At 73.5% G+C, this 15,938-nt stretch carries 3 protein-coding genes (1 of these 3 only partly in view); all 3 read right to left on the bottom strand.

Features of this window, described 5'->3' with window-relative positions; genetic code table 11:
• Tightly spaced (each overlapping or abutting the next), the 3 genes in view from WBA97_RS13485 to WBA97_RS13495 form a layout consistent with a single transcriptional unit that may run on beyond the window.
• A complete protein-coding gene (locus WBA97_RS13485) occupies positions 1–2,025 on the bottom strand; it encodes a multicopper oxidase family protein (protein WP_424231120.1) in 2,025 nt (674 codons plus the stop codon).
• Positions 2,022–8,345 carry an amino acid adenylation domain-containing protein gene (locus WBA97_RS13490; protein ID WP_424231121.1) on the bottom strand — a complete coding sequence of 2,108 codons (6,324 nt, stop codon included), beginning with the start codon at positions 8,343–8,345 and terminating at the stop codon, positions 2,022–2,024. The genes WBA97_RS13485 and WBA97_RS13490 overlap by 4 nt, the downstream gene beginning before the upstream one ends.
• Positions 8,342–15,938, bottom strand: the 3' portion of a protein-coding gene (locus WBA97_RS13495) for an amino acid adenylation domain-containing protein (protein WP_424231122.1). 6,077 nt of this gene lie beyond the right edge of the window; the window shows 7,597 of its 13,674 coding nt (coding positions 6,078–13,674); its start codon lies off the right edge, out of view — the gene reads right to left on this strand; the stop codon is at positions 8,342–8,344. The genes WBA97_RS13490 and WBA97_RS13495 overlap by 4 nt, the downstream gene beginning before the upstream one ends.

The following is a 15,938-nucleotide window of genomic DNA, read 5'->3' on the forward strand; positions in this document are numbered from 1 at the left end:
TTAGTGGCCGTGGCCCTCGGTGCCGTCCGGCATCGGGTGGCCGTGCTGCCGCTCGATCTTCATCACCTCGGCGGGCATCACCACGAACGGGCGCATCATGCCCATGTCCTCGTGGTCACGCATGTGGCAGTGATGCAGGAACCGTCCACTGTGGTCGAACTTGGCGGCGACCGTGACGGCCTCCGCGTTGTTGACCTGTACGACGTCCTTCCAGCCGCCCTCGACCGGGGTGACCTCGCCGACGGAGACGAACTCCACCGGCGTCTTCGTGCCGCCGCCGATCGTGCGGCCCTGCTCGTCGAGGACGAACTCGAACTTGTCCTCGACGTCGTAGTGGTGCCGCTGGGTGACGCGGAAGTGGGTGGCGTGGATGTGCTGCGGGTGCGGCCATCCCGCGACGTCGAGGTTCATCCAGGTCCACCGCTCCCAGCTGCCGGTGGCGGCCATGAACGACACCGGGTCGTTGAAGTGCCGCGCCGTCCGCTCGTAGGTGCGGACCGTCCCGTCCTGGCCACGCACCTGCACGATGCCGTCGACCGGGAACGGGCCGGGCGGTGCGGGTACCTCACGCATCTCCCACTGCTCGATCTGCCCGGTGCCGAGCGGCGGGAACATGATCATGCGTGCCGGTGCGGCGGCGACCGCCGCCGCGTCCGGCTGCGGGAAGGCGGGGTCGAGCTTCCTGGGTGGCGGGTTGCCGCCACCGCCCCGGCCGGACACCCGGAACTCCATCACCTGTGGCCACGGGCCTGGGTCGTAGTCCTCGTTGACGAACCGCACCCGCTTGCCACGCAGCGCACCGAAGTCGACGAGCACGTCGGCGCGTTCCGCGGCGGCGACCGGCAGCGTGCCGTCGATCGCGACCGGCGCGGGCAGCAGACCGCCGTCGGTGCCGATCAGCTTCACCACGCCCTCGGGCACCGGGGTGCCGTCGTCGAACGTCAGGCGCAGCACGTAGGGGCGCACGTTCGACACGTTCGCGATCCGCAGCCGGTACCAGCGCGGCTCGACGTCCAGGTGCGGCCAGATGACGCCGTTGACGGTGGTGAACGGGCCGGAGAACGAGGTGGCCTGCAGTTCCGGCTCGGTCGTGTACATCACCGTCTTGTACAGCTGCGTGCCGGTGAGTTTGCCCGCCGCGTCGAGGTCGAAGTTGCGGTCGCACAACACGAGCGGCACCTCGAACCTGCCGGACGGCAGCCCGAGCTGCTCCTCGGTCCGGTCGCGGATCACGTACAGCCCGGCGAGGCCCGCGATGGTGTTCCACCGCGAGATCGGCATCGCGTGGTCGTGGTACCAGAGCAGCGTCGCGCGCTGGTCGTTCGCGTACTCGGCGACCTGGACGTCACCGGGCGGGATGCCGGCCTCCGGCCAGCCGTCGTTGTCCATGCCGGTCTCGGCGCCGTGCAGGTGCACCACGGTCCACGGCGGCAGGTTCGACACGTCGGCGAGCGCGGGCGCGCCGTCGCGGCCGGGCCGGTCCCACAACGGCGGGTCGGCCTGCGCGATCATCGGCGCCACGGCGACGAGCGGCATCTTCCCGCTCAGCTCGTTGACCCAGCGGACCCGCGTGCGGCGGTCGGACCGCACCTCGATGGTCGGGCCGGGCACGGTGCCGTCGAAGCCCCACACGGTCGTCGCGGGCAGCTGGGAGTGCATGCGCACCCGCGCGACCCGCATCCGCACCGTCACCTCGCCGTCGTGGTCGGGCCGGATCGTGCGTGGAATCGGCAGTGCGTCCCGGAACGGCTCCAGAGGTTCGGGGTGCGCGTTCTGCTGGTAGGCGACGCGGACGACCGAGGGCGCTCCCCGGCCGGGTAACCGGGGCATCCCGCTGGTCGCGACCGACGGTGTCACCGAGCGGACGCCGTCGGCGGTGCCGCCCGCGACCAGGTCGTAGAGCCCGTGCAGCGGGCCGCCGGGCAGCGTCACGGGGACGACCGCGGCGGTGGCGAGACCACCGACCAGCAGCCTGCGGCGCGACCAGCCCCGTCGTCCGCCGTCCTCGTCGTTGGTGGGGGTCATCGGGTCTCCTCTTCTGATGGGGCAAGCAAAGCGCCGACGGTGCGGCGTTCGAAGATGTCCTTCGGCGTGAGCCGGAACCCGGCGGCGATGATCCGCATGGACGCGAGGCTGTCCCCGCCGAGGGCGAGGAAGTCGTCGTCGAGGCCGACCCGCTCGACCCCCAGCGCGTCCGCGAACACCTGGCACAGCCGGTGTTCGTCGTCGGTGCGCGGGGCGCGGTAGGGCACGCCGGAGGTGAAGCGGGGTGCGGGAAGGCGAGCGCGGTCGACCTTGCCGTGTGCGGTGAGCGGCAGCGCGTCGAGCGCGGTGACCGAGGCGGGCACCATGAAGTCGGGCAGCCTCGTGGCGACCCACGCCCGCAGCTCGTCCTCGTCCACCTTCGGCGCCACGTACCCGGCGAGCCGTCCACCCGCGGCGGTGACCACCGCCTGCGACACCGCCGGGTGCGCGGTCAGCGCGGCCTCCACCTCGCCGAGTTCGACGCGGAAGCCACGCACCTTCACCTGACCGTCGGCGCGGCCGAGGAAGTCGATCGCACCCCGGTCGGTCCAGCGGGCGAGGTCCCCGGTGCGGTACATGCGGGCACCCGCGACGAACGGGTCGGCGACGAACCGGTCGGCGGTCAGCGCGGGCGCGCCGAGGTAGCCGCGGGCGACACCGGCGCCCGCGAGGTACAGCTCGCCCGCGACCCCCGGCGGCACCGGCGACAGCGCGGTGTCGAGGACGTAGGCGCGGGTGTTGTCGACCGGCGCACCCACCACGGGAGTCGGGCTGTCCGGCACGAACGCGGCGAGCGCGTCGACCGTGCACTCGGTCGGCCCGTACAGGTTCACCGCGATCAGGTCGGGGCACTCGGCGAGCGTGCGCCACTGCGCGTCGCCGACCGCGTCACCGCCGAACCCGATCATCGGCAGCGTGTCCAGCGCGCCGAGGTCGGTGAGCGGACCGAGCATCGCGGGCGGTACCTCGACGAAGTCGATGCGTTGTGCGGCAAGGAGATCGGCGATGGCGGCCGGGTCGGCGCGGTCGTCGTCGGAGACGATGTGGACGGTGTGGCCGTCGAAGAGCCACAGCTGCGGCTGCCAGGCCGCGTCGAAGGCGAACGGCCAGATGTGCGCCACGTTCAGCCGGTCCCGGCCGGTGCTGGCGCGGAGCGGGTCGTAGAGCGCGCGGCGGTGGCCGGCGAACAGGTTCGCGATCGAGGAGTGCGAAACCAGTACGCCCTTGGGTTTCCCGGTCGAGCCGGACGTGTAGATGAGGTAGGCGGGATGCTCCGGCCTCGGCGGCGGCCCCCCGAGCGGAGTCGTGGGTTGCCCGGTCACCTCGGGACTCGTCGGGTCGAGCGGGTCGCCAAGATCGTCGCGGGTGGCGATCACCACGGCGGGGCGGGCGTCGGCGAGGACGGCCCTGATGCGTTCCGCCGGGTAGGCGGGGTCGATCGGCAGGTAGACCGCGCCCGCCAGCAGAACCGCGACCATGGCGGTCATCGCGGTGACGGACCGGTCGAGGACCACGGCCACGACCTGCTCCGGCCCGGCGCCCCGGTCGATCAGCGCGCGGGCGAGACGGTTCGCGTCCTCGGCCAGGTCGCCGAAGGTCCTGCTGTCGTCGCCGCACACCACCGCGCGCCGCCCGGGATACCGTTCGGTCTGCCGCGTGAACAACTCCGGCAGCGACTCTCCTGCGGGGTGTTCGGCGCCGGAGCCGAACGCGAGGACCCGGCCGCGTTCGGCGGCCGACGCCGACGGCAGTGCCGCGAGCGGTGCGTCGGGCGAACGGACGAGCGCGGCGAGGACCTCGGCGAGCCGGTCGCCGATGCTGGCCGCGGTGTCGTCGTCGAACAGGTCGGCGCGGTACTCCAGCACGATCTCCAGTCCGCCGGACGGGAAGACGGTGACGGTGAGCGGATAGTGGGTCAGTGAGCGGCCGCCCGCGACGGCGACGTCGAGCCCGCCCGCGGTCTCGGCGTCGCGCAGCGCGTCCTCGTCGATCGGGAAGCTCTCGAACACCAGCAGAGTGTCGAACAGCGTCCGGTGCCCGCTCCAGCGCTGGATGTCCGCGAGTCCGGTGTGCTGGTGCTCGATCAGCCGCGCCTGCGCGAGTTGCAGCTCGGTGAGGCTGTCGCGGATGGTCGTGGCCATCGGCAGCCGCACCCGCACCGGCACCGTGTTGATCATCAGGCCGATGATGGCGCCGACGTCGGGCAGGTCGGTGCTGCGGCCGGACACGGTGGCGCCGAAGACGACGTCGGTGCTGCCGGTAGCCCGGCCGAGCACGACCGCCCAGGCGAGCTGCAGCACCGTGTTGAGGGTGACGTCGCTCGCGCGGGCCAGCGCGGTCAGTTCCCCGGCCAGGCCGTCGGGCAGGGCCAGCGGCAGGAGCCGGGCGCTCTCGGTCGTGGTGCCGGGTTCCGGCCCGGCTGGTGCCCCGTCCAGGTGGATTGGGGTGGTTATCGGTGGATCCCGGTGTTCGCCGGCAAGGCGCCGAAAGGTCCTCGTACCGGGTTGTACTTGGGCCTTTCGGCAACGCGGCCGGCGGGCGGCGGGGCCGTCGAGAATCATGCCGTATCCGCCTGGACGGGGCACTAGCAGCGTCGGGCCCGCGAGGCCGGTGAGCGCGGCCCGCCAGGCCGTCCTCGCCGCGTCGTCGTCCTTGCCTGCCAGCCATTCCAGGTAGGAGCGGAACCCGGTGTCCTCGGTCGCCGGGACGTCGAGTCCGGCGTAGGTGGCGAACAGTTCGCGGGCGAACAGCGGCACCGACCAGCCGTCGAGGACGCTGTGGTGGTTGGTGATCACGAGCCGGTGCTCGTCGGCCGCGACCCGGACCAGCGCGAGTCGCAGCAGCGGTGGCGCGGCGAGGTCGAACCGGTCCGCTCGCTGCGCGGCGGCGACGGCGTCGACGTCCGCGCCGGCGTGCTCTGACCACGGCACCGTCAGTCCGGTGTGGACGACCTGGGTGACCTCGCCGCCGGGGAGCACGCGGAAACCCGCTCGTAGCGCGGGATGCCGGTCGAGGACGCGTTGCGCGGCGGCCCGCAGCCGGTTCGGGTCGATGGCTCCGGTCAGGCGCAGGACGAGCTGCATCGTGTAGACGTCGTCGGTGTCCGGGTCGAAGCCGGACAGGAAGACCATGCCGCGTTGCAGCGGGGTGGCGGGCAGTACGTCGGTGACGCCGGGTTCCGCGAGGAGGCCGGCGTGCCGGTCCCGCCAGGTCCGCAACACGACGGCACCGGTGTCCGTGACGCTCTCGGCGCGCTGGGAGCGGCCAACGGCCGCGAGCGCGGCGACCGTCTTGTGCTCGAACACGTCCCGGGGGCTCAGCGCCAGTCCGGCCGCGCGGGCGCGGCTGACGAGCTGGATGCAGACAATGCTGTCGCCGCCCAGTTCGGCGAACCCGTCGTGCGTGCCGACCGACGGCAGGCCGAGCACCTCGGCGAAGATCGCGGCGAGGACACGTTCGTCGTCGGTGGCCGGGGCCGAGGTGCCGGTGAGGCCCGCCAGGTCGGGGGCTGGCAGTTCGCGGCGGGCGATCTTGCCGCTGGGGGTGGTCGGCAGTGCGTCGAGGCGCACGAACACCGACGGCACCTGGTGTTCGGCCAGCTGACGGGCCGCCGCCGCGCGGACCGCGCCGGTGTCGAGCGGGCCACCGTCCTCGGTGACGAGGTAGCCGACCACGCGGGTGGGTCCGTCACCGTCGGCGCGGACCGCGACCGCAGCGCCCGCGATGCCGTCGATGCGGCTGAGCACCGACTCGATCTCGGCGGGCTCGACGCGGAAGCCGCGGATCTTCACCTGCTCGTCGGTACGGCCGAGGTGGACGATCGTGCCGTCCTGGCGCAGCCGCACGAGATCACCCGTGCGGTACAGCCGCTCCCCCGGCGCACCGTGCGGGTCGGCGACGAACCGGCCGGCGGTGAGCGCGGGCTGGTGGAGGTAGCCGCGGGCCAGTCCGTCCCCGGCGAGGTACAGCTCCCCGACACCGCCGGGCGGGACTTCGCGCAGCCAGCCGTCCAGCACGCGTGCGACGGTGTTCGCGACCGGGGTGCCCAGGCTCAACTCCGTGGCGGAGTCCGGGCAGTAGAGGCTGTCGCCGCTGGCCTCCGAGCAGCCGTAGAGGTTCACGACCCGGCCACGCGACGCCGCGCCGAGCGCGGCGAGGTGTGCGGCGGTCAGTGCCTCACCGCTGGAGATCCACAGCCGCACCGAGTCCAGCGCGCCACTGCCGTGGTCGGCGAGCGTGCGCAGCAGGCTCGGGACACCCGTGACGCGGGTGGGACGGTGGGACTTGATCAGGTCGACGAGCGCCAGTGCGTCGGTGCGGTCCTGGGCGGGAGCGAGGACGACGGGCGCGCCCGCGACGAGTGCGCCGAGCAGTTCGGTGGAGCCGTCGAGGAAGCTGATGGAACTCTTCGCCAGCACCACGTCGCCTGTGCCGAGCGGTTCGGCGCGCTGAAGCCACTCGAGCCGGTTCGCGAGGCCCGCGCGGGTGCCGACCACGCCCTTGGGTGCTCCGGTGGAGCCGGAGGTGTAGACGAGGTAGGCGGGATGGTCCGGCGCCACGGCCACGGTCGGCGCTGGCGCGTCGGCGAGGTCGAGGGTCGTGAGGTCCACTTCGGACGCGAGACCGGCGAGCGCGGCGGGCAGCGCTCCCCTGGTGAGCACGAGGCCGGGGCGGGCGTCGGTGAGCATGAACCGCAGCCGCTCCTCCGGGTAGCCCAGATCCAGCGGCAGGTAGCAGGCGCCCGCGCGGAGGACCGCGAGCAGCGCGACGACCAGGTCGGCGTGGTAGCCGGTGGCGAGCCCGACGACCGACTCTGGACCGACGCCACGGGCCGCGAGGGTCGCGGCGAGCGCGTCGGCCCTGCGGTGCAGCTCCCCGGCCGTCAGTACGTCCTGGCCCGCGATCAGTGCCATCGCGTCCGGGTAGGTCGCGAGCCGCGTGATGACCGACGAGATGACGTCGGGGTGGGTGATGTCGTCGATCGGGCCGGCGACCGAGGTGTGCCCGGCGGTGAGCGCGTGGCCCACGGGCAGGGCCGGGTCGGCCACCACGGCGCCGAGCAACGTGCGCAGCCGGATGAGGATCCCGTTCGCTGTCGCGGGATCGAGCGCGTCCGGCCGGTGCTTCACCTCGAACCGGAGCCTGCCACCACCGGGGACGACGGTCAGCATCACCGGGTAGTGCGCGCCGTCGTGACCCGAGACGCGCTCCACCCGCAGGCCGGTGCCTGCCTCGGCCTGTTCGAGGGCGGCCTCGTCGACCGGGTAGTTCTCGATCACGAGCAGGGTGTCGAACAACTCGCCGGCACCCGCGACCCTGGTGACCGACGCGAGGTCGAGGTACTGGTGGTCGAGCAGCGCGGTCTGCGAGGCGGCCAGCCTGCGCAGGAAGTCCGCGAACGGCTCGTCGTGGCGCAACCGGCCGCGGACGGGCACGGTGTTGAGGAAGAGCCCGATCGCCTCGCCCACCCCCGGCACCTCGGCGGGCCGTCCGGCGACCGCCTGCCCGGTGACCACGTCGGTGCTGCCGGCATAGGCGGCGAGCACGGTGAGCCACGCGGCCTGCAGGACGGTGTTGAGGGTGACGCCGGTGGCGCGGGCGAGCGCGACGACCCGGTCGTGTTCGACGCTCTCGAGGGTCAGCGCCGTGCGCGTGACGGGCCCCGGCGCCGGGCGGCCCGAGGTGAACGGCGTGCAGGACACGACGTCGGCGAACGCGGTGCGCCAGGCGTGTTCGCTGGTGGCCCGGTCCCTGGTGGCGAGCCAGGCGAGGTAGTCGCGGTACTGGCCCGCCGGTGGCGGCGTGGCCGGATCGCGGTACAGGGCGAGGATCTCCCGCACCAGCAAGGCGTTGGACCAGCCGTCGAGCAGGATGTGGTGGCTCGTGATCACCAGCCGGTGCCGGTCGTCGGCCGTGCGCAGCAGATGGAACCGGAACAGCGGCGGGGTCGCGAGGTCGAACCGGATCGCGCGTTGCTCCGCGCCGACCCGTTCCGCCTCGGCGCGCGGGTCGGGCAGCCCGCGCAGGTCCACCTCGGTCCACTGTGGATCGACGGTCTCCGGGATCAGCGCGACCGGGTGGTCGACCTCCTCGAACCAGAAGCAGGCACGCAGGTTCGGGTGCCGGTCCAGCAACGCGTGAACCGCTGCGCGCAGCCGGGCCGGTTCGAGTTCGCCGGTCAGGTCGACGGCGAGCTGGACGGTGTACACGTCCGGCCCGTCCGGCTGGTAGCTGCTGAGGTACAGCAGGCCTTCCTGCAACGGCGACAACGGCAGGATGTCGGCCAGTGCTGGGGCCTGCGGTGTGGCCGGCTCGTTCATCGGGTCGCCCATTTCGCTCGGATCCGGTCCAGCTGTCCCTGGTTCAGCCGCGCGAGCGGCACGTCGACCGGCGTGTGCGCGCCCGCGTCGGGACGCGCCGCGGCGGCGGTGACCGCACGCAGCGCGCGGTCGAGCAGGTCGGCGAAGGCCGTCACCTCGGCCTCGTCGAGTACCCCGGAGGCGTAGGCGAGGTCGACCCGCAGTGCCAACCCGTCCTGCGTGTCGAGCGCGACGGCGTCGACGCTCAGCACGTGGTCGACGCGGCGGTCGTCGTCGACGGTGCCGCCGATCCCGCCGTCCACCGGCTGCCATCCCGGTGCGGTCCCGGCGCTCGCGCCGAGCCTGCCGAGGTAGTTGAACGCCACCAGCGGTGCGGGCAGGTCGGCGAGATCCTCCTGCAGCAGGCCGAAACCGATGCCGTCGTCCGGCACGCGCCGCAGGTGTTCCTTGACCTCGCGCACGACCCGTTCCGCGAGCGCGGGGTCGCGCTCGGCCTCGGTGACGCCGATGCCGGTGGTGCGCAGGCGGACCGGGTGGATGCTGGTGAACCAGCCGATCGTGCGCGACAGGTCGGTGCCTGGCACCTGGTCCTGGGCGCGGCCGTGGCTCTCCAGGTCCACCACGAGGTCCTCGGCGCCGGTCCAGCTGCGGGCGGCCAGCGCGAGGCCGGTGAGCAGTACCTCGTCGACGCGGGCCCGCAACCGGCCGGGCACGGTGGTGACGAGGTCGTCGGCCGGGAGCGTGCGGCGCAGGTGCGCGACCGTGGCGTGGGTGTCACGGTCCGGGTCGAACGCCCGTGACCCGAGCCGGGCCGGTGGCGCGGACAGCACCTGACGCCAGTAGCCGGTCTCCGCAGCCTTGCGTGCCGCGGCCGCCAGGAGCCCGTTCGCCCAGGTACGCAACGAGGTGCGGACCGGGCGCAGGGCCGGTGCGGCGCCGGCCGCCGCCGCGCGGTACGCGGATTCCAGGTCCGGCAACAGGATGCGCCAGGAGACCCCGTCCATCACGAGGTGGTGCACGAGGATCAGCAGCTCGGCAGGCTCGTCCGCGCCGTGGTCGAACAGGACCGCCGCGAGCAGTTCGCCCGCCTCCGGGTCGAGGCGGTCCCGCGCGCGCAGGAACCCTTCGCGGGGCGGTTCCGCGCCGGGCGCGCAGGCCAGCACCTCGAGCGGGTCGCCGACGAGGCCGGGCGGGCCGATGACCAGCCGAGGCTCGCCGGACCGGTCGAGGCGCCCACGCAGCGCGTGATGGTGGCGCAGCACCGCGGCGAACGCGGCGCGGAGCGCGTCGACGTCGACGTCGCGGGGCAGGCGCACGAGCATCGACTGGCCGAACTTCTCGATCGCCGGGTCGCGGGTGACGAACCGGCGCATGACCGGCGTGAGCGGCACGTCGCCGACATCATCGTCGTGCACGTCCGGTGCGGCGAGTTCGGTGGCGGCGAGAGCGAGCGCGCGGACCGTCTTGCGTTCGAACACGTCGCGCGGGGTGAGCGCGAGACCGCGTTCGCGGGCGGCGGCGACGAGCTGAATGGACAGGATGCTGTCCCCGCCCAGCTCGAAGAACGCGTCGGTGGCGCCGATGTCGTCGCGGCCGAGCAGCTCACGGAACAGGGCGAGCAGGATCTCCTCGCGCCGCCCCTCCGTCGGTGCGCCATCCCCGCGCGGTGTGTGGTCCGGTGCCGGCAGCGCGTCGCGGTCGAGCTTGCCCGCGACGGACAGCGGCAGCGCCGGGAGCCACACCCACGCCGAGGGCACCAGGTACTCCGGGAGCCGTGCGGCAACGGCGGCACTGACGGTCTCGACGGGTGGCTGGTCTCCTTCGGCGACGAGGTAGCCGACGAGCACCCGCCTGCCGCCGTCGATCTCCCTGGCGGCGACCGCGGCCGCGCGGATGCCCGGCTGGTCGACGAGCACGGCCTCGATCTCGGCGGGTTCGATGCGGTAGCCGTGGACCTTGATCTGGTCGTCGACCCGGCCGAGGTATGCCAGCAGGCCGTCCTCGGTCCACCGGACGAGGTCGCCGGTGCGGTAGAGCCGGGCGCCGGGCTCGCCGAACGGGTCGGCGACGAACCGGCCCGCGGTCAGTGCGGGCCGGCCGAGGTAGCCGCGGGCGAGGCCGGTGCCGCCGAGGTACAGCTCACCGGTGACGCCGGGCGGCACCGGCACCAGCTCGGGGCTGAGCACGTAGGCGCGCTTGTTCACGTCCGGGCGGCCGATCGGCAGGACGGCGGGCGCCCAGTCCGGGTCGGCGCGCCAGAGCGTGGAGTTCACCGTGTGCTCGGTGGGTCCGTACGCGTTGAGCAGGATCCGGCCCGCCGCCCAGCGGTGCACCAGCTCGCGGCGCAGCGCCTCGGTGCCGACGATCAGCGTGGTGCCGGCCGGGAGCGTGGTCACGTCCGGCAGCGACGACACGACCGAGGGCGGGATCACGAAGTGGGTCACCGCGTGCTCGTGCGCGAACGCGCCGAGCGCCGCGCCCGCGCGGGCGTGCTCCGGCAACAGGAACAGGCTCGCGCCGCAGAGGATCGAGATGCTCAGTTCGGCCAGCGACACGTCGAACGAGAACGACGCGAACTGGCCGACCCTCGCGCCGGGACCGCTGCGGGAGCCGCCCGCCATGGTGGCGATCAGGCTGCCGAGGCCGCCGTGTGGCACGGCGACGCCCTTGGGCCTGCCGGTCGAGCCGGACGTGTAGATCACGTAGGCCAGCGAGTCCGGCCCGATCCGGCTGGTGTCGGGGTCGGTGCCCTCGGGGATCGTGGTGTCCCACGCGGTCTCGACGGGCACCACGGGGATGCCATCGGCGCCGTCTGGCGCCCGCGCGCCTGCGGCGATCACCAGCGCCGGTCGCGCGTCGGCGAGGACGTGCCGGACGCGGGCGGCCGGGTGGCCGGGGTCGACGGGCAGGTACGCCGCGCCCGCCTTCGCCACGGCGAACATCGCGACGAGGAACTCGGCCGACCTCGGCAGCGCGATCGCGACGATCGACTCCGGCGGCAGCCCGCGCGCCAGCAGCACGCCGGCCAGCCGGTTGGCGAGGGTGTTCAGCTCGGCGAAGGTGAAGCGGCGGTCGCCGTCGGACAGGGCGAGCGCGCCGGGCCGCGCGGCCACCTGTGCCTCGAACAGCTGTGCCAGGTTCCCTTGCTGGACAACGGCGTCGGTCGCGTTCCAGTCGGTCAGCACCTTCGTTCGCTCTGCGGCGGTCAGCACACTGACCGAGCCGATCCGGGCATCCGGCCGGGTCGCGAGCGCGTCGAGGACGTCGGTGAGCCGGTCGAGCAGCGCGGTCGCGGTGCCCGCGTCGAACAGGTCGGTCGCGTAGGTCAGTGCGAGGGTGAGCCCCGGCTCGCCGCGGACCTCGCGGACGCCGAACGTGAGGTCGAACTTGGCGATCGCGACGCCGGGGTCGACCTCCTCGGTGTGCAGCCCCGGCAGCCCGAGGTCGGCCTCGTCGACGAGCCGGTGCGTGGCGACCACCTGGAACAGCGGGTGCCGCGACATCGACCTCGGCGGCGACAGGTGGTCGACGAGCCGTTCGAACGGGACGTCCACGTTGGCGAACGCGTCCAGGGTGGTGCGCCGGGTGCGGTCGAGCAGTTCGGCGAACGTGGGGTCGCCGGACAGGTCGTGACGCAGCACGAGGGTGTTGACGAAGAAGCCGACGAGGTCGTCGAGCGCCGGGTCGGTGCGCCCGGCCACCGGGCTGCCGAGCGGGATGTCCGTGCCGGCGCCGAGCTTGCCGAGCAGGACCGCGACCGCGGCCTGGAGCGCCATGAACACGGTGACGCCGTGACGGGTGGCCGCGGCGCGGACGGCCTCGGCCAGCCCGGGTGGCAGGTCGCGGACGATCTCCGCACCGAGGTAGGTCGCCACCGGTGGCCGGGGCCGGTCGGCAGGCAGGTTCAGCTCGTCCGGCAGACCGGCGAGCGCGGTCGACCAGTGGGTGAGCTGGTCGGCGGTCTCGATGTCTCGTTGCCACAGTGTGTAGTCCGCGTACTGCACCGGCAGCGGGGTCCACTGTGGCGACTGACCGGCGACGCGGGCGGCGTAGGCCGTTGCGAGGTCGGCGAACAGGGGGCGAGCGGACCACTCGTCGGCGGCGATGTGGTGCACGAGGAACAGCACCACGTGGTCGGCGCCGGGGCGTAGCACCGTCACGCGCAGCGGCAGCTCGTCGGCGAGCCGGAACGGATACCGGGCGGCGTCGGCGAGCCGCGCCGCGAGGTCCTCCTCTGTGGTGTCGACGACGTCGAACGGCACCTCGGCGTCCGCCGTCACCACCTGGGTCGGGGTCGCGCCCTCCGGGTAGCGGGTGCGCAGGATCTCGTGCCGTGCCACGACATCGGCCACCGCGAGGCGTAACGCGGCGAGGTCGAGGTCGCCGGTCAGCCGGGCGGCGAACGGGATGTTGTAGGTGTGGCCGGGGCCTTCCATCCGGTGGATGAACCACAGCCGCTGTTGCGCCGGGGACAGCGGCAGCACCGAGGGCCGCTCGACCGGTCGCAGTGGCGGCCGGTCGGCGCCGGGTCGCAGGCGGGTGGCGAGCTGGCGGACGGTCGGCGCGTCGAACACGTCGGCGACGGTGATGCGTGCGTCGAACGCGGCGGCGACCTTGGCGACGACGCGGACCGCGAGCAGGGAGTGCAGGCCCAGTGCGAAGAAGTCGTCGGTCACGCCGACGTCCGCCCTGCCGAGCAGTGCGGCGACGATGCCTGCGAGGAGGTCCTCTGCCGGGTCTCGCGGTGCGGCGTCCGGTTCGGTCCGGGTGACGGCCGGGTCGGGCAGCGCCCTGCGGTCGAGCTTTCCGCTGGGGGTCAACGGAAGCTCGGGCAGCTCGACGATCAGGTCCGGCACGAGGTGGGCGGGCAGCCGGGCCGCCAGGGCGGCCAGCAGGGTCGGCGCGTCGCCGCCTGCCACGTACGCGGCGAGCCGCCGGTCGCCGTGCCCGTCGTCGGCCGCGATCACCGCCGCCGCACGCACGCCGGGCTGTGCGGTCAACGCGGCCTCGACCTCGCCGGGTTCGACGCGGACGCCACGGACCTTCACCTGGTCGTCGGTGCGGCCGAGGTAGTCGAGCGCGCCGTCGGGGCGGATCCGCACCAGGTCACCGGTCCGGTAGAGCCGGTCGCCGCCCTCGTACGCGACGAACCGGGACGCGGTCAGTCCCGGCCGGGCGTGATAGCCACGCGCCAGCTGGACACCGCCGAGGTACAGCTCCCCCGCGACCCCGTCGGGCACCGGGCGCAGCATCGGGTCGAGCACGTGGACGGTCGTGTTCCACACCGGGCACCCGATGGGGACGGTGTCGTCGTCGGAGTCGACCGCGTGGTGGGTGACGTCGACGGTGGCCTCGGTCGGGCCGTACAGGTTGTGCAGTGCCGCGCCCGGCAGCGCCGCCCGGCAGTGGGCCGCGAGGCCGGGGGTCAGCGCCTCGCCGCTCGTGACGACGAGCCGCAGGCCGGGCGCCCGCTGCCCGTCGAGGAAGGCACGCAGCATGGATGGCACGAAGTGCGCGACCGTGACGCCATGCCGTTCGATCACGTCGGCGAGGTGTGCCGGGTCGCGGTGCCCGCCCGGCTCGGTGAGCACCAGCGTGGCGCTTGCCAGTGCCGGCAGGAAGAACTCCCACACCGACACGTCGAACCCGGCCGGGGTCTTCTGCACGATGCGGTCCGCTGGGCCGATGTCGTAGGCCGCCAGCATCCACTCGAGACGGTTCACGAGCGCGCGGTGGGTCAGGACGGCGCCCTTCGGGGTGCCGGTCGAGCCGGACGTGTAGATCACGTACGCGGCGGTGCCGGGGTCGAGCGCCGGTTCGGTGTACGGCGCCGCCGTGATCTCATGAAGGTCCGTGAGGGTGAGCGCGGCGCCTGCGTCGTCGAGCACGAACCGGGTCCGCCCGGCCGGGTCGTCCGGGTCCACCGGCAGGTAGGCGGCACCGGCACGGAGGATGCCCCACAGCGCGACGACGAGTTCCACCGACCGAGGGATCGCCACCGCGACAACGCTTTCCGGTCCGATGCCCCTGGCGGTCAGGTGGGCGGCGACCGCCGCGCTGTCCCGCACGAGGTCGGCGTAGGTCAGTGTCCGGTCACCTCGGACGACGGCGACCGCGTCCGGCGCGGCACTCAGCAGGCGGTCAACGACCGTGCCCGGCGCCACCGCCCGCGCGGTGTCGTTGCGGGCGATGGTGGCGGTCCGCTCGGTGGGCAACCGCACGTCCACCTGGGACATCCGGGTCGCGGGCGCGGCCGTGACCGTGGTCAGCAGCGCCACGAGACGATCGAGCAGAGCGGTCACCGTGGTGCGGTCGAACAGGTCGGTGGCGTAGTTGACCGACACGGTCAGCCCGTCGACGCCCGGCAGTTCGTCGAACGCGAACGCGAGGTCGAACTTCGCGGCGTCCAGCGTGGCGGGCACGACCTGCGCCGTCAGTCCGGCGAACCCTGGCGCGTCGAGCTGGCGGTAGTTGTGGTTGACCAGCACCTGGAACAGCGGGTGCCTTGCTCGGGACCGACGTGGCGCCAGCTCGTCGACGAGCTGCTCGAACGGCACGTCCGCGTTGGCGAACGCGGCGAGGTCGTTGTCCAGGACCCGCTGGAGCAGGTCGGCGAACGTGGGGTCGCCGGACAGGTCGGTCCGCAGGACCACCGTGTTGACGAAGAACCCGACGAGCCCGTCGAGTGCCGGGTCGATCCGGCCACCGACCGGCGTCCCGATCGGGATGTCGGCACCGGCGCCCATCGCCGACAGCACGGCCGCGACCCCGGCCCGCAGCACCATGAACGGGGTCGCGCCGGACGCGCGGGCCAGCTCCCGGACCGCGCGGTGTGTCTCGGGTGGGAGATCGGCTTCGACCACGTCACCGGCGTAGCTCGGGGTCGCCGGTCGTGGCCGGTCGGTCGGCAGCGGCACCTCGTCCGGGAGGCCCGCGAGCCGGCTTCGCCAGTACTCGAGCTGGTCGCCGGTGTCGAGTTCGCGTTGCCACACGGCGTAGTCCGCGTACTGGACCGGCAGCGGCGTCCACTGTGGTGTTTCGCAGGCGACGCGGGCCGCGTAGGCGGCCGTGAGGTCGGCGAACAACGGACCGGCCGACAGCGCGTCGGCGGCGGTGTGGTGCACGAGCACGACAAGCGTGTGGTCCGTGCCGGACTCGCTCAGCAGCGTGACGTGCAGCGGTGGCTGCGCGGCGAGGTCGAACCGGTGCGCGAGCACGTCGGCGAGCGGCCGGTTCCGGTGCGCGCCGAACGGGACGGCCGGGTCGGTGAGCACGTGCTGGTAGGGCTCGCCGTCGGCCACCAGCAGGACGGTCCGCAGCACTTCGTGCCTGCGCATGACATCGCCGACCGCGGCGTGCATGGCGGTGGCGTCGACCGGTCCGGTCAGCCGCGTCACGAACGGGATCGTGTACGCGGACCCGGTGTCGTCCAGCTGTTCCAGGAACCACAGGCGGCGCTGGGCGTGGGAGAGCGGCACGCGTTCCGGCCGGTCACCGGCCGTCAACGCGGGCCGGGTGGCACGTTCGTCGAGCCGCGCGGCGAGCTCCCGGACGGACGGCGCCTCGAACACCGTGCGCAGCGAGACCTCGCGG

This window comes from Actinophytocola sp., from assembly GCF_049647105.1.
Classification (GTDB): Bacteria; Actinomycetota; Actinomycetes; order Mycobacteriales; family Pseudonocardiaceae; genus Actinophytocola.

Bases quoted from the DNA above. Each gene is read 5' to 3' on its own strand.
- WBA97_RS13490 (WP_424231121.1), bottom strand. From the start codon at position 8,345: ATGAACGAGCCGGCCACACCGCAGGCCCCAGCACTGGCCGACATCCTG.
- WBA97_RS13485 (WP_424231120.1), bottom strand. From the start codon at position 2,025: ATGACCCCCACCAACGACGAGGACGGCGGACGACGGGGCTGGTCGCGC.